Raw genomic sequence first — 16,158 nt, 5'->3', positions numbered from 1 at the left:
TTCACGGATATCCGTGAACGCGGGCGCTCGTGCCGTGTCGGGAACGAGCATCCCGGCATGACTTCGAACCCGCTGACCACGGCCGGGCCGACGCCTCCGCCGTCCACCGCCGAGATCGTCCTCCGGCTGCTGCACACGCTCGGCGACCCCGATCCGGCCCGGGGGGTCGAGGACGTCACCGTCGTCGGGGCGGATCCCCTGGTGCCCTCGGTGCACCGCCTCGCCGATGCCATGTCCGCCGCGATCGGTGTCTTCGGGCGGCAGACGGCGGCGGTCGGCGAACAGCGCGGCCACCCGCACCAGAGGGTCGAGGTGCAGGCCGGGGCCGCGATCGACCAGCTCATGGCGACGTACCACACGACGCTCTCGGGACGCCCGCTCCTCTCCCTCCTCGACGACCCGACCCTGCTCGGCAACAGCGACTTCTACCGGGCGCGCGACGGCCGGTGGATCTTCATCATCACCACCTATCCGCATCTGCGGGACGCGGTCCACTCCGTGCTGAGGTGCGGGCTCGACAAGGTGGGGATCGCGCAGGCCGTGGCCGGCTGGGACGCCTTCACGCTGGAGGAGGCCGTCTGCGCGCGGGGCGGCGTCGCCTGCGCGGTGCGCAGCCGGGACGAGTGGCTCGCGCACCCCGCGGGGCGGTACGTCGCGCAGCGCCCGGTCGTCGAGATCGAACGTGTCGGCGACGGACCGGTCCGGCCGCTGGAGCCGATCGGCGCGGCCGACGAGGCGCTCGCGGGCGTACGGGTGCTCGATCTCACCCACGTCATCGCGGGTCCCGTCGCGGCGCGGCTCCTCGCCCAGTTCGGCGCCGACGTGCTGCACCTGTCGCGTCCCGACCGCCCCGACCCGATCCCGATGATCGCGATGACCGGCGGCGGCAAGCGCAACGCCTACTGCGACCTGCGCGACGACCACGACCGTGCGGCCTTCCACGACGCGCTCCAGGACGCGGACGTCTTCGTCCACGCCTACCGGGGACTTGCCCGGCACGGGGCGTCGACCGAGGAACTCGTCCGGCGCCGCCCCGGACTCATCACCCTCGAATACCACGCCTGGGGCGCCGACGGTCCGTGGGGCGAGCGCGGCGGGTTCGACCAACTCGCCTGCTCGGCAACCGGATTCGCCATCGAGGAGTGGACCGACCGGCCGTCGCTGCCGCCGACGTACCTGCTCAACGACTACCTCGCCGCCTACCTCGGGGCTGCCGCCGTCGCAACCGTCCTGCGCCGACGTGCGGCGGAGGGCGGCTCGTGGCGGATCCGCGTGACCCTGGCCGGGGTGTGCCACTGGGTGCGAGAACTCGGTCTGCTCGCGCGGGAGGACGTACTCGGCCTGCCCCGGCCCGGGCGCGCGCCGCTCGCCGCGCTGTCGACCACGGAGACGGACTTCGGCCCGCTCACCGAACCGGCGACACCGTTCGCGTACAGCGGGCGCACGGTCCCCCAGCCCGGCCGGCGGACCCCGCTCGGGTCCGCTGCTCTCCACTGGCGCTAAGCCACTTCTGCGCGACCAGCCCTGGCAACCGGAACCGCCGCCCCGTGCGGACCGATGCAGCGAGTCCTCATCACCAACCTGCGCCCGCAGGCCCTGGCGAAGCTCCGCCTCGGCTACCACGACGTCGCGGCCGTCAACCCCGGCCTGATCTACGCCAACGCCCAGGGCTTCCGCAGCGACAGCCGCTACGGCACCCGCGCCGCGTACGACGACATCATCCAGGCGGCCAGCGGCCTGGTCTGGCTCAACCACCAGGTCTCCGGCCAACCCCACTACGTTCCCACCGTGCTGGCCGACAAGATCTGCGGCATGCAGATCGCCCAGTCGGTCCTGGCCGCGCTGCACCACCGGGAGCACGGCGGCACCGGACAGCACATCGAGGTCCCGATGGCCGACACCATGCTCGCCTTCAACCTGGTCGAGCACCTGGGCGCGGCCGCCCTGGCGACCGACGGGGCGTTCGGCTCGCCGCGCTCGCTCAGCCCCCGGCGCCGCGCCCTGCGCACCGCCGACGGCTGGATGTGCATCCTGCCGCAGAGCGACCGCAACTGGCGGGACTTCACCGCCTTCGCGGGCCGCCCCGAACTGGCCGCCGATCCGCGCTTCGCCACCGGCCCCGACCGGGCCCGCAACGCCGACGCGTTCTATCCCTTGCTCGCCGGACTGACAGGACACCACACCAGTGCCCAGTGGCAGGAGTTCTGCGACCGGGCGGGCATCGCGGCCGCCCCCGTGCTCGACCTGGCCTCCGCCGCCACCACCGCCTACGCCCGCGAGGGCGGCCTGCTGCGCGAGGCCGACCACCCCACCGAGGGCCGCTACCGGGTCATCGGCCTCCCGGTCCGCTACTCGGCCTACCCGGAGCCGGAGCCACGGCCCTGCCCGGCCATCGGCCAGCACACCGAGGAGGTCCTCCGCGAAGCCGGCTTCGACCCTTCCTGGAGCGCTACGTGGTGATCGAGGAACTGCTCGCCGCCGGCGCCCCGGTCAGCGCCCACTTGGTCTCCGACCGGCAGGCCGGTCCGTCCGTCCTCCAGCACGGCACCGAGGAGCAACGCCGCTTCTTCCTGCCCCGGATCGCCGCCGGGCAGTGCTTCTTCTCCATCGGCATGAGTGAGAAGAGCAGCGGCTCCGATCTCGCCTCGGTCGCCACCCGTGCCGAACGGACCGCTGACGGCTGGCGGTTGACCGGTACCAAGATGTGGACCGGCGGCGCTCACGTCAACGACTACGCCATCGTCCTCGCCCGCACCGATGAGGCCGAGGACAGGCACGCCGGCCTCAGCCAGTTCATCGTCGACCTGCGCGCCCCGGGCGTGCGGGTCGAGCCGATCCGGCTGATGAGCGGCGAGCACCGCTTCAACGCCCTCCACCTCGAAGGCGTCGACGTCCCCGACGGCATGCTGCTCGGGCAGCGGGGCGGCGGCTGGAAGCAGGTCACCGGCGAACTCGCCTTCGAACGCAGCGGCCCCGAACCCTACCTGTCCACCTTCCCCCTACTGGTCTCCCTGCTCCGCGAACTGGAGCGGCGCCCCGCGACAGCCGAACAGCTCACCGAGGTCGGCGTTCTGGCAGCGCGTCTGCACGGCATCCGCCGACTGTCCCTCGGCGTGGCCGCCGCCCTGGACACCGAAGCCTCGCCCGACACCCAGGCCGCCCTGGTCAAGGACCTCGGCACCCGCCTGGATGGCACCCTGGTCGACACCGTCCGCAGCGTCCTGCCGACCACCGCCGACCCGCACGCCATCCCCGGCAGCCACCCGGAACTGCTCGCCTTCGCCCCGCGCCTGTCGTCATTCGCGGTGGTCGACAGGGTGGAGTGCCGCGAGGTCTTGGAGATGACGGCCATGGAGACGCTGCCCTCCAGGGCGAGGGTCGCGGCGAGGTGGCGCAGGTCATGGATGGTGACGTGGGGGAGCCCGGCCTGCTCGCGCAGTTCGTGGAAGCGTCCCGCAGCTGACCGTGGCGGGGTGGAGGGGCTTGCCGTCGGGGCCCTGGAAACGTGGTCGTTGATGGCGGAGGTGCGTGTCTGGGTGCGACACCGTGCCCAGTCACCCGGCGAGTCGACGGAACGCGTCGTCCCAACCCCACTGTTCGCTCACCCATGTCCGCCCCTTGCGCCCCATCGTCCGAGCGGCTTCCGGATCGGCCGGCAGCTCCGAGAGCCGGTCCGTCAGGATGTCCGGTCGCCGTCCGTCCACGACTTGTCCCGTCTCCCCGTCTCCCCGTCTCCCGGTCGAGCACGGCGTCCGGGGCGCCGCCGGAGTTGCCGACCAGCACCGGCAGGCCGGCCGCCGCCGCTTCCAGGAACATGATGCCGAGCCCCTCCACTTCGAGGCCGGCCCGCCTCGTCCGGGAGGGCATCGCGAAGACGTTCGCGGCGGCGTAGTAGGGGGGCATCTCGTGGTGTGGGCGGCCTCCTGCGAAGACGACCGAGCCGCTCATCCCCCTGCGCGCTGCCAGCCTGCGCAAGCCCCGTTCATAGGGTCCTGCCCCCAGCTCCGAGCGCTGTGGCGACGCCGAACCACGCACTGTCGCAGTCGTACTGGGCGGGCCGGCTCGACCGCCCGGGCGGTCACGCGCCGTGTCGGCAGGAGGGTGCGGGACGGGGCGCGCACGACGGGGCAGGGGAAGGCGTTGTCGAAGGCGGCGGCGCCCGGGGTGGAGGACGTGTAGACGACGACGCCGTCCGGGGCGAAGCGTTCCGTCATCGCGTGGACGAAGGTCTCGATCCCTCCCTGTCGGGGCGGGAAGTCGTTGGTGACCACGAGTGTGCGCGGCATGGTTCAGGCCTCCGGCGGGACGATGGTGAACAGGTAGTTGCGGTGGGCCTCGGTGACCCGGTCCACGGGATGCCAGTGGTCGTCGCGCCAGACGTACATCGCGTACCCGAGCTCGCGCAGTCGGCCGACCAGACGGTCCGGATGCTCGCCGTACTTGGCGAGGTGCCTGGCCTCGATCTCCAGTAACAGCGCGGGACGGTTCCGCAACAGGGTGGCCCGCGCGCCCTCGACGACCAGCGGTTCCGCTCCCTCGACATCGGCCTTGATGAAGTCGATCCGCTCCGGCAACGGCCCTCCGGTCCGGGCGTCGGTCAGCGCATCGAGCGTCCGGACCCGCACCATCAGCCGCCGCTCCTCGGGGAACTCGGCGTTCGGCCCGATTCCGTGCGCGCCGTCGGTGACGAACGCATGTCCGTGCACCGGGAGTTTGTGCCGGTACGGAACGCTCATCGGATGGGTTCCGGCGCTGCGGCCCAGCGCGACGCGATGGGTCGTGACGGTTCGGCAGCCGAGGATCCGGGTGCCGGCGCGGAGTACCCGGTGGGCGTCGGGCAGTGGTTCGAAGCTGTGGACCGTGCCGTCGGGGCCCGCGAGATGGGCGAGGGCGTAGGTGTACAGCCCGTACTCCGCGCCGATGTCCAGGCAGACGTCCCCTTCGCGCACGACGCGGTCCAGGCCGTCGATCTCCGCCTCCACGAAGGAGGCCCGGCGGCCCAGTCGCCGGAGCAGGGCGTGGGTCCAGCGCAGTCGGCGTCGGGGGGCGTGACGGCCGGTGGGGTGTTGCCGGGGGACGGCGACGGTGCGCATGCGGTCTCCTTGATCGAGGGAATCCGGGCGGAGCCGGACCCAGCCGACCAGGACGAAGGGCACCACGAGGTAGCCGAAGCGGGTGGCCGGGGCCAGGCAGATGGCGAGGGCCAGCCCGAGGGCCAGCCGGTCGGAGGCGGCGACGACGGTCCGGGGCGGGTGGGTCAGGAGCGAGGTGCCCACCGCGGCCGCGGCCAGCGCCAGGAGGGCGAGGGCGAGCGCGCGGCCCCCGGGCACGTGGGCTGCCAGGAGATGACCGGGCAGCGGGCTGTCCGCGGGGGAGGCGGTGACGCCGGCGCCGGTGGGGAACAGAACCGTGTGCTCCAGGAGGGCACCCGGGGTCGCCAGTACGGACGGGATCACCACCGTCCCGGCGACGGCGACGGTGACGGCGAGGGCCCGCAGCGCCGCGCTCCGTCCCCGGACCGTCGCGAGCAGGACGAGCGCGACCGGGACGAGCGGCCAGGCCGTCCACTTCAAGGAGGCCGCCGCGCCCAGCGCCAGTCCGGTGCCGCCCGGCCGCCCGGTCCCGGCCAGCGCCAGCGCCAGGCACATCAGCGCGCTCACCGGCAGGTCCACCCCTCCGACGGCCAGTGGGAGGGCGACGGCGGGGAAAGCGGCGAGTGCCGCCAGCCCCACGCTTCCGCGACGCCCCGCGGTGATGCGGGCCGAGACGGCGATCACCGCGAGGAAGGACAGCGTGAACCACCAGCGCGCGTCGCCGGCGACCACGTCGCCCAGCAGCGCGTGTGGCAGGCCGAAGACCGCCATGCCGGGAAGGTAGGGGTTGTAGTCCGCGAGGGCGGCGGGCCGGTCGAGGTACGGAACGCCCGTGGACAGCAGTCGCTCACCCGAGCGCTGGACGACGTCGAGCTCCAGCTGCCCCTGGCCGCGCAGGACCAGCAGGACCAGCGGGACCAGAACCGACCCGGCCGCGGCCACCCGGACCGCCCGGCGCCGCCACGCCCCCTGCCCGAGTCCGCTGAGCAGTGCGGCCGCCAGGTACCCCCCGGCCGCCGTCGCGCCCCACACCCGGTGAGGGCCGAGGGTCGATGCCAGGCCCAGTCCTCCGGCGAAGAGCGCGCACAGCGTCCAGGCGACGACGGGCGGCAGCCGGTGTGCCCACCAGGCACCGGGCTTGGACGCGGTGGTGGAAACGGTGCGGTGCGTCAGCAGACGTGGTGCGCTCAACCGGCCCAGCCTCCTTGGTCGGGATGTGCACACCAGTCTCGGGATCCGGGAGGCCGGGATCGTCAAACCGGGATGCGATCCCGGACGTCAACCCGTGGTATGACGCCAACCCCCGTTATCAACCCGTCAGTTGACGACGATCACCGTCCTCTCCCGCAGAATCGGGGCATGAGTCCCGTGTGGCGCTCCGCGTTCGCCCACCTGCAGGCCTGGAGCCGTTCGGCCGCGTTCCCGTATGCCACCGGGGTAGTACCCGCGGTGGTCGCGGTCGTCGAGATCACGTCCGCCGGCATCGGCTCCATGACGGTTCTGGTCACGGCGGCGTGCGCGGTGGCACCGTTGCCGCCCGCACAGCACACCGCCGGCCCACCGCGACGACTACGACTTCGGTGCCGGCACGGACATGTTCTTCACAGGACACCGACGTCCTCATGCTCTACAGCTCCCGCTTCGACGGCATCGAGGATCCCGACGGCGACGCCAACCGGCAGCCCGGTGTGGGGGACCTGCGCGCGGGGGCCTGGTTCGAACCGTTCGGGAACGTCACGGCCCGCGCCCCCCACCGGGGCTTCCACCGCTGAACGGCCGGCCCTGTGCCCCGGCTCGGGGGTGCGGTGGACCCGGGCGCCGCACCCCCGATCGCGTAACGCGCGGGTCAGCGGGCGTTTCCGCGGGGCTTGAGGGGGAGGCCGGGGAGTTCGGGGGAGGGGAGGCGGTCGCCGGGGTAGCCCTGGACGGCGCCGAAGCGGTCGGTGGCGGCCTGCCACTCGTCGCGGGCCTGGACGATGTCCTCGTGGGAGCGTCCGATGAAGTTCCACCACATGACGATCTGCTCCTCGAAGGGCGTGCCGCCGAGCAGGACCAGGCGGGCGTCGGTGTCGCCGGTGTTGGTGAGGGTGAGGGTGTCGCGGCCGGGGGCGGCGTAGCCGAGTTCGGCGGGGCGCAGCGGGGTGTCGAGGAGGCGGACGTGTCCGCTGTCGACCAGCAGGCCATGCTCGAAGGCGGGGTCGACGTCGAGGGTGACGGTGGCCCCGGGGTGCAGGGTCAGCTCGGCGCCGAGCAGCGGGGTGAATGTGGGGACGGGGGAGGTGTCGCCGGCGAGGGTGCCGAGGAAGACCCGGGCCTCGCCGCCGTCCAGGGCGACGGGGGCGGGCACGTGGTGGTGGAAGTCGCGTCCGGTGTGCCGGTGCTCCTCGGGCAGGGCGACCCACAGCTGGACGCCGTGCAGGACGGTGGTGGCCGGGGTGGAGACCTCGGAGTGGGCGATGCCGCGGCCGGAGGTCATCAGGTTGACCTCGCCGGGCCGGACGTACGCGTGGACGCCGAGGCTGTCCCGGTGCTCGATCTCGCCGGTGAAGAGCCAGCTCACGGTCTGCAGTCCGGTGTGCGGGTGCGGGGCGACGTCCATGCCGCCGGTGCTGGTGACGTCGTCGGGCCCGTAGTGGTCGACGAAGCACCAGGCGCCGATCGTGCTGCGGGAGCGCTGGGGCAGGGTGCGGCGTACGGTCATCGCGCGCGGGCCGCCGAGCGGCACGTCCCGGGCGGGCAGGACCTCCACCCGCGGGTCGGCGGCGGGGGTGGCGGCGCGGTCGGTCTCGGCGGTGCTCACGGGTGGTCCCTCCCAGGTGCAATTAGTTCTATATTCAACTATCATGCCATGGCAGAGTGGCGCACGACAGCCTGATCAGCCTAAGGAGTCCAGGTGAGTGATGTGGCGGCGGTTCCGACGGACCGGCGGGTGTTCATCGACAAGCAGAGCCCCCAGGCGTACAAGGCGTTCCTGGCCGCCGCCGAGGCGGCGCGCGAGGTCGCGGCCGCGGCCGGACTGGACCGCCGGCTGATCGAGCTGGTCAACCTCCGGGTGTCGCAGATCAACGGCTGCGCCTACTGCCTGCACGTGCACACCAGGGCCGCGATCCGCGAGGGCGAGACCGCCCAGCGCCTGGGCGTGCTCGCGGCCTGGCGGGACACCGAGGTGTTCAGCGACCGCGAGCGCGCCGCGCTCGGGCTGGCCGAGGCGACCACCGCCCCGGCGGACGCGGCGCTCCAGGAGGCCGCGTACGGCGTGGCGCGCGAGGTGCTGAGCGACGAGGAGATCTCGGCGGCGGTCTGGGTGTCGATCGCCATCAACGCCTTCAATCGGGTGTCGATCCTGAGCAAGCACCCGGTCCGTCCGGCCCCGGCCCGGTAGTCACGCGCGGTGGTGGCGCCGGCGGGGATGTACGCCTTCCGGTGGACGCCCTCCGTTGTGCGGTGTACGACCGGCTCCTCCCGGCGGGGGATGACGGACCGTCAACGGTGCGGCGAGGCTGGGCGACGAAGGCGAGGAGCTGCTCGCCGACTGCGAAGGTGGGTCGCATGGCACGTCGTACGTTTGTTTCCGCGCTGGTGGGGGCGGTCTGTCTGACACTGGCCGGGCCGGTGGTCTCGGCCGGTGCGGCCGGGGCCGCCGACGCGCGGCCGGGCTCCGGCGACCCGAGGGCGGCGGCGCTGCGGGCGGTCACCGGGGCCGGCGCGGTCGGGGCGATCGCGGAGGTCAGGGACGGGAACGGGGTCTGGCGCGGGGCGTCCGGCGTCTCCGACCTGGCCACCGGCACACCGGTCCGCGCCGACGGGCGGTTCCGGGTCGGCAGCGTCACCAAGGTGTTCGTCTCCACCACGGTGCTCCAACTGGTCGGGGAGGGGCGGATCGGCCTGGACGAGCCGGTCGAGCGGTACCTGCCCGGGCTGGTCCCGAACGGCGACCACATCACCGTCCGTCAACTGCTCAGCCACCGCTCCGGGCTCTGGGACTCCACCAACGAGAAGGGCGGGGTGTTCCCCGACTGGACGGACGCGGCGGTCGTCCGGAACTGGCTGGACCAGGGCGGCCTGACCCGGCAGATCACCCCGGCCCAGGTGGTGGCCTCCTCGGTGGCGCACGCGCCCGACTTCCCGCCGGGCACCGGGTACGGCTACTCCAACGTCAACTACACCCTGCTCGGCATGATCATCGAGAAGGTGACCGGGCACGCCTACGCCCAGGAGGTCACCGCGCGCATCCTGCGCCCGCTCGGCCTCACCGACACGTACTTCCCGGGCACGGCCACCGGCATCCGGGGCCCGCACGCGCACGGCTACTGGACGGTGCCCGAGGGCCCCGGCCCGGCGGACTACAGCGACCGGGACGTGACGGTGGCGAGCGTCACCTGGGCGAACGCGGCCGGCGAGGCGGTCTCCACCCTCGGCGACCTGAACCGCTTCGACAAGGCCCTCCAGGGCGGCCGGTTGCTGCCGCCCGCGCTGCTGAAGGAGATGAACACGACGACCCCGATCGAGGTCGAGGGCGTGCCGAGCGGGCTGGGCTACGGGCTCGGGATGGCCAGCTGGCAGCTCTCCTGCGGTCCGATCTACGGGCACAACGGCTCGGTGTCCGGGTACAGCTCCGAGCTGTGGAGCTCGGGCGACCGGCAGGTGTCGATGTCCGTCACCCCGCGTGGTGGCGATGCGGAGCTCGTCGCGCAGATGCGGGCGGAGGTCGGCTTCCTGGAGCAGGCCTTCTGCGGGACGGCGAAGGGGGCGGGGCAGGGCCCGGCCGCCGTGGCGCCGAAGCTGGGCTGACCGCCCGCCGCTCCGGTTCGTCCGTGCACAGGACCGACTGCGCGGACCGGGCGGAGCGGCGGCGCTTCCGCCGACGGGAGGCCCTCAGCGCGGAGGCGGGCGCCCGGGGGAAAATCGGTGGCTCCGGCCTCCGTCGGCGGTGAGAATGCACCGGTGATCCCCTCGCCGTTGTCCCCTGCCCAGGACCCCCGCGCCTGGTCCGTCGCCCCGGACTATCCGGGGATGCGGGACCTGGTCGCCGACCTGGAGGTGCCCGCCGGAGCTCCGATGGGCGTCATGACCGCGCTGGAGACCTCCCGGGAGCTCATCCGGCACTCCTACTACCGGTACGAGTTCGCCACCGTCGCCGTCACCCACGCGCTGTTCGCCCTGGAGCAGGTCCTCGTCGAACGGCTGGCCGTAGAGGAACCGCTCCGGGACCTGGTCGGGCGGGCCGACGCCCAGGGGCTCCTCGGGGAGGGGCTCGCGACCGGACTCGACCCCTGCCTACGGCTGCGCGACCGGCTCGCACGGGGCACCGTGGCGAGCGACGAAGTGAGCCCGGCGCCGGCCGTCCAGCTGGTGCGCGCCGTTTTCGACGCGGTGTCCGCGCTCCTCCGCTCGCCCGTGGTGGCCGACGCCACCGGCAGGGCCGCGGACGGGGAGTCGGCCCGGGAGCGGCTCGACCGGCTCTGGGAGGAGCACCAGCGGGCGCCGTTCCCCAGAAGCTTCCTCGGGGTGGAGATCGCCGGGGTGTGCCTGATCCTCCTGGAGGACGCCGTCGCCTCCGCCGTACTCCGGGAACAGAACGGCGGATTCGACCACCGGAGCATCTCCGACCTCTGGCACCGCATCGCGGACCTCGACAAGATCGTGCCCCTGATCGACGAGCAGTACTGCCGCGAGTACTTCGCCAGGCTCCGGACGGTGGCCGGGCTGGCGGCCGCCTCCCAACTCCCGCCCGCGACCTGAGCTGCGGGTCCACGGCCTGAGCTGCGACCGCGCCCTGAGCTGCGCTACGGCCTGTCTCGGCAACAGGGGGCCGGGCGGGCTTCGGAGTTCCCGTCGGCGGCGTGGTGTGCGTACGGTGATCCACACAGATCATCGGAGAGGGGTGCGCGCCATGGCGGGGACGGAACCGGGCTCGGAGACGGTGTTGACCACCGAACGGCTGGTGGTGCGTCAGTGGACGGTGGCGGACCAGGAGCGCGCGTTCGACATCTACTCCCGCTGGGAGGTCGCTCAGTGGCTCGGCCGGACGCCGCGCGCCCTGGCCCACCCCGAGGAGGCCCGCCAGTACATCGAACACTGCCGTGAGCGCTCCACCGGCCCCCGGTACGGGGTCTGGGCGGTCGAACGGCGGGACACCGGCGTGGTCGCGGGAGCGGTCCTGCTGCTTCCCGTGCCGGACGGGGACGGCGAGGTCGAGATCGGCTGGCACCTCCACCCGGACAGCTGGGGCCGGGGCATCGCCACCGAGGCCGCCCGGGCCGTCCTGGCCAAGGGCTTCGCCGACGGCCTGACCGAGATCCGCGCCATCCTCGCCCCGGACAACACCCGGTCGGCGGCGGTCTGCCGGCGCCTCGGGATGACCAGTACCGGACTGACCGACCGCTGGTACGGCCGGGAGCTGGCGGAGTTCCGCATCGGCCTGGCCCAGGGCGGGCAGGCATGACAGCGGGGGGAGGAGCGGCGGACGTGACGCTCAACCTCTGGCGCCGCCCGCTTGATGAGGTGCCGGCCGAGGTGTGGGACCGGACTGAGCTGACCGTGCTCATCCTCGCCGAGACCGGCATCCGGGAACTCCCGCCCGGCATCGGCCGGTTGACCGGGCTGCGGACCCTCGACCTCGGGCACAACCGGCTCGCCGCGCTGCCCGCCGAGCTCTGCGACCTCACCGGGCTCCGGGACTTCCTCTACCTCCACGACAACGCGCTGACCGCCCTGCCCGAGGAGCTCGGCCGGCTCACCGCGCTGCGCTACCTCAACGTCGGTGAGAACCGGCTCACCGAACTCCCCGCCACCATCGGCGGACTGGCCTCGCTGGTCGAGCTGCGCGCCCAGCACAACCGGCTCACCGCCCTGCCGGAGTCGATCGGCGGACTCGGTGCGCTGCGTGAACTCTGGCTGCGTGGCAATGAGTTGACCGGACTGCCGGAGTCGGTCGGCGGCCTTGCGGAGCTGCGCGAGCTGGAACTCCGGGAGAACGCCCTCACCGAACTGCCCGCCGTACTCGCCGGGCTTCCGCGACTGCGCCGCCTCGACCTGCGCGGCAACCGGGTCACCGAACTGCCCGACTGGCTGGCCGACCCGGGGGCGCTGCCCGCGCTGGAGAAGCTGGACCTCCGGTGGAACGAGGTGCGGCCGTCGGCCCGGCTGCTGGTGGCGCTGGCCGCACGCGGGTGCGTCACGCTCTTCTGAGCCGCCGGGCCGGGATTCGGGCCCCGATCCCGCTCTGGAAAAGATCACCGCCGGCGGACCGGAGCTGTTACCGTGGAACGTATGAAGCGCGCTGCACTCGCCACGACGACGCCGGAGAGAGTCCCGGCGCGCTGACTGCTGACCTAGTCCGAAGCCCCGGGGCGAGTGCCCCGGGGCTTCGCCGTTTCCGGTCCCACTCGCCCGCAGACCGAGTGGAGACCACCATGCGTAACCAGCCCTCGCACGACAACGCGGCCCACGACCACGAGTCCCACGGCCACCCGGCCCACGACCACCGCAAGCTCGGCCGTGAACTCGACCTCTTCGACACCGACCCGCTGATGGGCTCCGGCCTGCCGTACTGGCTCCCCGACGGCGCCGCGATCCGGCACTCCCTGGAGGAGTTCATCCGCGGCCGCGAGCGCCGGGCCGGCTACCGCCACGTCTACTCCCCGGTGCTCGGCAAGCGCGAGCTGTACGAGATCTCGGGCCACTGGGCGCACTACCGCGAGGACATGTTCCCGCCGATGGAGCTGGGCTCCGAGGAGATGGTGCTGCGCCCCAGCCTCTGTCCGCACCACGCGCTGATCTACCGCTCACGCTCCCACAGCTACCGGGAACTGCCGCTGCGCATGGCCGAGTTGGGCGGCATGTACCGGTCCGAGCTGTCCGGGGTGCTGGGCGGGCTGACCAGGGTCCGGGCGATCCAGCTGAACGACGCCCACATCTTCTGCACCCCGGAGCAGGCGGCCGACGAGGCCGTCGCCGCACTGGAGCTGATCCGCGAGGCGCACCGGGCACTGGGCGTCGTCCCGGTCCGCTACCGGCTCTCGCTGCCCGGCGCGGGCGGCAAGTACGTCGCCGACCCGGCGCTCTGGGAGCGTGCCGTCGCCCTGCTCACCGAGGTGCTGGAGCGCTCCGGGGTGCCGTTCGAGGCGGCGGAGGGCGAGGCGGCGTTCTACGGTCCCAAGATCGACGTGCAGATCACCGACGGCGCCGGGCGCGAGTTCACCCTTTCCACCGTGCAGATCGACTTCCACCAGCCCGAGCGGTTCAATCTGCACTACATCGGCGCGGACGGCGCCAAGCACCGCCCGGTGATGGTGCACCGCAGCGTGATCGGCAGCGTCGAGCGCGTGGTCGCCCACCTGATCGAGCTGTACGGGGGCGCGTTCCCGGCCTGGCTGGCACCCGTCCAGGTGATGCTGCTGCCCGTCTCCGAGGCCGAACTGCCGCAGGCCGAGCGGTTCCGGCAGCGCTGCCTGGACCTCGGGCTACGCGCCGAGGTCGCCGGCCCCGAGCACGGCAGCCTCGGCGCCCGGATCCGCGCGGCCCGGCTGGTGCCGTACCAGGCGGTGATCGGGGCGAAGGAGGCCGTCGACGACCGGGTCGCGCTGCGGCTGCGCGACGGCCGCCGGCTGGAGCCGCTGCCGGGCGAGGAGGCGTGGGCGCGGATCGGCGCGCTGGTGGCGGCGTGCGACGCGGAGCTGTGGCCGGAGGGCGCCTCCGGGCGGCCGGAGAGCTGATCGCCGGGGCGGCGGCCGGGAACGGGGAGGTGGCGGCCGTGATCGAGGGGGTGGCGGCCGTCGGCTCCGTCGGCCGCCGCGCCGGTGGCGTACGTACGACTAGTGCGGTGCACGGTGTGTCGGCCGGGCCGCGGGTGGCGGACGCCCGTCGAATGGGCCGGGCGGCCGAGTCCACCGCCGCTGTCCCCACCCGTCCGGAGGTACCCCGATGCGCATTCCCCGCGGCCTCGCCGCTCCCGTCCTGGCCGGCTCGCTCGCCCTTGCCGGGGCGGTGGCCGCCACCCCGGCCGGCTCGGCCGAGCTGCGGCCGCTGCCCAGCCCCGCCGTCCAGTACTGCGCCGCCGTACTCGGGCACGTCTCGGGCGCCGATGCCGCTTCGCAGGCCCTCGGGCGGGCCTGCTCCTCGGACTACCGGGCCGAGCAACTCGCCCAGGCCGAACGTGACTTCGCGGCGTCCGGGCCGGCAGACCAGCCCTCGCTGCCGATGGAGTAGGCCAGGCCGGGACGTTCCGTCGACCGGCCCGCGCCGCTGGAGTCCGAGGCCCCGCGCGGCGCGGGCCGGTCAGTAGGACTGGAGCTCGACCAGGCGGCCGTCCGGGTCGCGCAGATGGGCGCTGCGCAGGGTGGGGCCCCACTCCGGGCGGTCGGTCGCGGGTGCGACCGGGGTGCCGCCGTGGCGCAGGCAGAGATCGAGGGCGGCGTCCACGTCGGCCACCCGCAGGACCAGCATCGCGGCGTCCTGCGCGAGGGCGGCGGGCACGGTGGGTGCGCCGGTGTGCCCGGGCGGCTCGGCGGTGCCGAGGGCGGCGGCCATCGCGGAGCGGTCGAAGAGGGCGAGCAGGGCCTGGTCGGCGAGGTCCCAGTTGGCGTACGGGCCCTCGGGCGAGCCCTTGACCAGGGTGGCGCCGGTGAGCGGCGGGAGGACGGCGCGGTAGAAGTCGAAGCACTCGGCGAAGCGGGTGGCGAGCAGGCGGGGGTACAGGGCGTCCACGGGCGAACTCCTGGCAAGGGGGCGGCGGTTCCGAACTGATGGGTCGGCACCCACTATAGGGACGGACCCTAGACTGTCGCCATGGCCTCCGAGAACCCCCAGCACGCCACCGAGAACGCCAGGTCCGCCGCCGGGCTCCCCCCGACCCTGCTGGACCTCACCACCTACCTGCTCTCCCGGGTCGGCAAGGCGGCGCGCGGCCGATTCGCCGAGCGGCTGGCCGAACGCGGCCTGCGGCTCTGGGACATGGCGGTGCTGGCCGCGCTCGCCGACTTCGGCCCGCAGGCCCAGCGGGACCTGGTGCGGAGGCTGGCCATCGACCCGAGCGACCTGGCGAAGGTCGCCGACCAGCTCGCCGCCGCCGGGTACGTCGAGCGCGCCAGGGACCAGACCGACCGGCGGCGGGTCTCGGTCTCCGTCACCGACGCCGGACGGGCGCTGCTCGCCGAACTCGACGCCCAGGCGCGGGCGGTGCGGGACGAGGTGCTCGCGCCGCTGGACGCGGGGGAGCGGCGGACGCTGCAGGAGCTGCTGCTGCGGGTGCACCACGGGATGGGGGAGCGGCGTGGCGGCCCGTGAACAGCCGGGCGGCTTGACCGGCTCAGGAGGTGGGCTGCCCCGGGCGGCGGGCACCGGCGAACTCGCCCGCCCAGCGCGGGACGTCGAGCACGTTCTCGACCCGGGCGACCAGGGTGCCGGTCCGCTCGGCGTGGATCATCGCGCCCTCGCCGACGTGGATCCCGACGTGGTGCAGGGGGGCGTCGGGGCGGGAGAAGAAGAGGAGGTCGCCCGGGGCGAGCGCGTCGCGCTCCACCGGGGCGCTGAGGTTGAACTGGGCGACGGTGTAGTGCCCGAGCTCCACGGTGCCGTGGCTGGCCCGGTACCAGCAGTAGAGCGACAGGCCGCTGCAGTCGAAGCCGACCGTCTTCTCGCCCATGCACACGCCGTTCAACCAGCCGTTGTCCTCGTCGCAGAAGCCGAGGCTCGCGCCCAGCCGGTCGCCGCCACCCCAGGCGTACGGCACGCCGAGCTGGCTCGCGGCCACGGCGGCGACCCGGCGGCCCAGCGCTGCGGCCGGCAGCGACCCGGCCGTCTCCGGCGGGGCGTCGGACGCCGCCTGGGCCGCCGGGCCGAGCGCCGGGACGAGGCCCGCCCCGAGCGCGAGTCCGAGCATGCGGCGCCGACGGACTCCGGAGGCCTGGTCGCGGCCGGACGGTTGGGGCTCCATGACGGTGCCTCCCGGGGCTGGAGGTGGATGAGCGCCCGGGGGCGTGGTCCCCGGGCGCAGGCACCAGGATGGCGCTCCGGCGGGCCGGTCCGCCATCCCCCGCAACGGTGAATCGTGGACGCAGGAGGC

The 16,158-nt window shown here is 73.7% G+C and carries 15 protein-coding genes and 2 pseudogenes; 12 read left to right on the top strand and 5 right to left on the bottom strand.

Going from position 1 to position 16,158, the window contains the following annotated elements; genetic code table 11:
• Positions 1 to 57: 57 nt before the first annotated feature.
• From ACFVXH_RS26935 to ACFVXH_RS26925, 3 genes and pseudogenes are all read left to right on the top strand, one after another.
• Positions 58 to 1,503, top strand: coding sequence for a CoA transferase (locus ACFVXH_RS26935; RefSeq protein ID WP_387827922.1), 1,446 nt, complete (start codon positions 58 to 60; stop codon positions 1,501 to 1,503).
• Positions 1,504 to 1,557: 54 nt separating this feature from the next.
• Positions 1,558 to 2,460, top strand: a complete 903-nt coding sequence (locus ACFVXH_RS26930; RefSeq protein WP_387827919.1) for a CaiB/BaiF CoA transferase family protein — start codon at positions 1,558 to 1,560, stop codon at positions 2,458 to 2,460.
• A pseudogene (locus tag ACFVXH_RS26925) lies at positions 2,454 to 2,855 on the top strand (acyl-CoA dehydrogenase family protein); the annotation flags it as partial. The gene ACFVXH_RS26930 and the pseudogene ACFVXH_RS26925, both read left to right, overlap by 7 nt.
• Before the next feature lie 699 nt (positions 2,856 to 3,554).
• Here the strand turns inward: ACFVXH_RS26925 and ACFVXH_RS26920 are convergent.
• Positions 3,555 to 4,286, bottom strand: a pseudogene (locus ACFVXH_RS26920) (glycosyltransferase family 4 protein).
• Positions 4,287 to 4,289: 3 nt separating this feature from the next.
• Complete coding sequence (locus ACFVXH_RS26915; RefSeq protein ID WP_387827916.1) at positions 4,290 to 6,284, bottom strand: FkbM family methyltransferase; 1,995 nt, start codon at positions 6,282 to 6,284, stop codon at positions 4,290 to 4,292.
• A gap of 431 nt (positions 6,285 to 6,715) precedes the next feature.
• On the opposite strand from ACFVXH_RS26915, the gene ACFVXH_RS26910 reads away from it, so the two are divergent.
• The gene (locus ACFVXH_RS26910) at positions 6,716 to 6,865 is read left to right on the top strand and encodes a hypothetical protein (protein WP_387827913.1); all 150 of its coding nucleotides are present in this window, start codon (positions 6,716 to 6,718) and stop codon (positions 6,863 to 6,865) included.
• Positions 6,866 to 6,939: 74 nt separating this feature from the next.
• On the opposite strand, the gene ACFVXH_RS26905 is transcribed toward ACFVXH_RS26910, so the two are convergent.
• Positions 6,940 to 7,893: a pirin family protein gene (locus ACFVXH_RS26905; protein ID WP_387827910.1), complete on the bottom strand. Its 954-nt coding sequence runs from the start codon at positions 7,891 to 7,893 to the stop codon at positions 6,940 to 6,942.
• Between the two features lie 93 nt (positions 7,894 to 7,986).
• Between ACFVXH_RS26905 and ACFVXH_RS26900 the strand changes: the two genes are divergently transcribed.
• The 7 genes from ACFVXH_RS26900 (at position 7,987) to ACFVXH_RS26870 (ending at position 14,303) form a co-directional block, all read left to right on the top strand.
• Positions 7,987 to 8,475 (top strand): carboxymuconolactone decarboxylase family protein, encoded by a 489-nt coding sequence (locus ACFVXH_RS26900; RefSeq protein WP_074002918.1) that lies wholly within the window; start codon positions 7,987 to 7,989, stop codon positions 8,473 to 8,475.
• A 167-nt stretch (positions 8,476 to 8,642) separates the two neighbouring features.
• Positions 8,643 to 9,884 carry a serine hydrolase domain-containing protein gene (locus ACFVXH_RS26895; RefSeq protein ID WP_387827907.1) on the top strand — a complete coding sequence of 414 codons (1,242 nt, stop codon included), beginning with the start codon at positions 8,643 to 8,645 and terminating at the stop codon, positions 9,882 to 9,884.
• A gap of 153 nt (positions 9,885 to 10,037) precedes the next feature.
• Positions 10,038 to 10,835 carry a hypothetical protein gene (locus ACFVXH_RS26890; protein ID WP_387827904.1) on the top strand — a complete coding sequence of 266 codons (798 nt, stop codon included), beginning with the start codon at positions 10,038 to 10,040 and terminating at the stop codon, positions 10,833 to 10,835.
• 151 nt (positions 10,836 to 10,986) lie between these two features.
• On the top strand, positions 10,987 to 11,538 hold the full coding sequence (locus tag ACFVXH_RS26885) for a GNAT family N-acetyltransferase (protein ID WP_387827901.1): 552 nt from the start codon (positions 10,987 to 10,989) through the stop codon (positions 11,536 to 11,538).
• A gap of 23 nt (positions 11,539 to 11,561) precedes the next feature.
• On the top strand, positions 11,562 to 12,284 hold the full coding sequence (locus ACFVXH_RS26880) for a leucine-rich repeat domain-containing protein (protein ID WP_387827898.1): 723 nt from the start codon (positions 11,562 to 11,564) through the stop codon (positions 12,282 to 12,284).
• A gap of 224 nt (positions 12,285 to 12,508) precedes the next feature.
• Complete coding sequence (gene thrS / locus ACFVXH_RS26875) at positions 12,509 to 13,810, top strand: threonine--tRNA ligase (protein WP_387827895.1); 1,302 nt, start codon at positions 12,509 to 12,511, stop codon at positions 13,808 to 13,810.
• A gap of 208 nt (positions 13,811 to 14,018) precedes the next feature.
• On the top strand, positions 14,019 to 14,303 hold the full coding sequence (locus tag ACFVXH_RS26870; protein WP_387827892.1) for a hypothetical protein: 285 nt from the start codon (positions 14,019 to 14,021) through the stop codon (positions 14,301 to 14,303).
• A 69-nt stretch (positions 14,304 to 14,372) separates the two neighbouring features.
• Here ACFVXH_RS26870 and ACFVXH_RS26865 read toward each other — a convergent pair whose 3' ends face one another.
• Entirely contained in the window at positions 14,373 to 14,801 is a 429-nt protein-coding gene (locus ACFVXH_RS26865) for a VOC family protein (protein ID WP_387827889.1), read from the bottom strand.
• Between the two features lie 81 nt (positions 14,802 to 14,882).
• Here ACFVXH_RS26865 and ACFVXH_RS26860 point away from each other — a divergent pair, with 81 nt between their 5' ends.
• The gene (locus ACFVXH_RS26860) at positions 14,883 to 15,380 is read left to right on the top strand and encodes a MarR family winged helix-turn-helix transcriptional regulator (RefSeq protein ID WP_387827886.1); all 498 of its coding nucleotides are present in this window, start codon (positions 14,883 to 14,885) and stop codon (positions 15,378 to 15,380) included.
• Between the two features lie 22 nt (positions 15,381 to 15,402).
• Here the strand turns inward: ACFVXH_RS26860 and ACFVXH_RS26855 are convergent, their stop codons facing one another.
• Positions 15,403 to 16,029: a C40 family peptidase gene (locus ACFVXH_RS26855; protein ID WP_375876804.1), complete on the bottom strand. Its 627-nt coding sequence runs from the start codon at positions 16,027 to 16,029 to the stop codon at positions 15,403 to 15,405.
• Between the last annotated feature and the right edge of the window lie 129 nt (positions 16,030 to 16,158).

The sequence above is a fragment of the Kitasatospora sp. NPDC058184 genome (assembly GCF_042883725.1).
Lineage (GTDB): Bacteria > Actinomycetota > Actinomycetes > Streptomycetales > Streptomycetaceae > Kitasatospora.
Note: the sequence above shows the minus strand (reverse complement) of the source record. Positions and strands in the feature narration are given on the sequence as shown.

What these genes read in the sequence shown, in the direction of transcription:
- ACFVXH_RS26935 (WP_387827922.1), top strand. Translation starts at nt 58, where the DNA reads ATGACTTCGAACCCGCTGACCACGGCCGGGCCGACGCCTCCGCCGTCC.
- ACFVXH_RS26930 (WP_387827919.1), top strand. Translation starts at nt 1,558, where the DNA reads ATGCAGCGAGTCCTCATCACCAACCTGCGCCCGCAGGCCCTGGCGAAG.
- ACFVXH_RS26910 (WP_387827913.1), top strand. Translation starts at nt 6,716, where the DNA reads ATGCTCTACAGCTCCCGCTTCGACGGCATCGAGGATCCCGACGGCGAC.
- ACFVXH_RS26895 (WP_387827907.1), top strand. Translation starts at nt 8,643, where the DNA reads ATGGCACGTCGTACGTTTGTTTCCGCGCTGGTGGGGGCGGTCTGTCTG.
- ACFVXH_RS26885 (WP_387827901.1), top strand. Translation starts at nt 10,987, where the DNA reads ATGGCGGGGACGGAACCGGGCTCGGAGACGGTGTTGACCACCGAACGG.
- thrS (WP_387827895.1), top strand. Translation starts at nt 12,509, where the DNA reads ATGCGTAACCAGCCCTCGCACGACAACGCGGCCCACGACCACGAGTCC.
- ACFVXH_RS26870 (WP_387827892.1), top strand. Translation starts at nt 14,019, where the DNA reads ATGCGCATTCCCCGCGGCCTCGCCGCTCCCGTCCTGGCCGGCTCGCTC.
- ACFVXH_RS26860 (WP_387827886.1), top strand. Translation starts at nt 14,883, where the DNA reads ATGGCCTCCGAGAACCCCCAGCACGCCACCGAGAACGCCAGGTCCGCC.
- ACFVXH_RS26855 (WP_375876804.1), bottom strand. Translation starts at nt 16,029, where the DNA reads ATGGAGCCCCAACCGTCCGGCCGCGACCAGGCCTCCGGAGTCCGTCGG.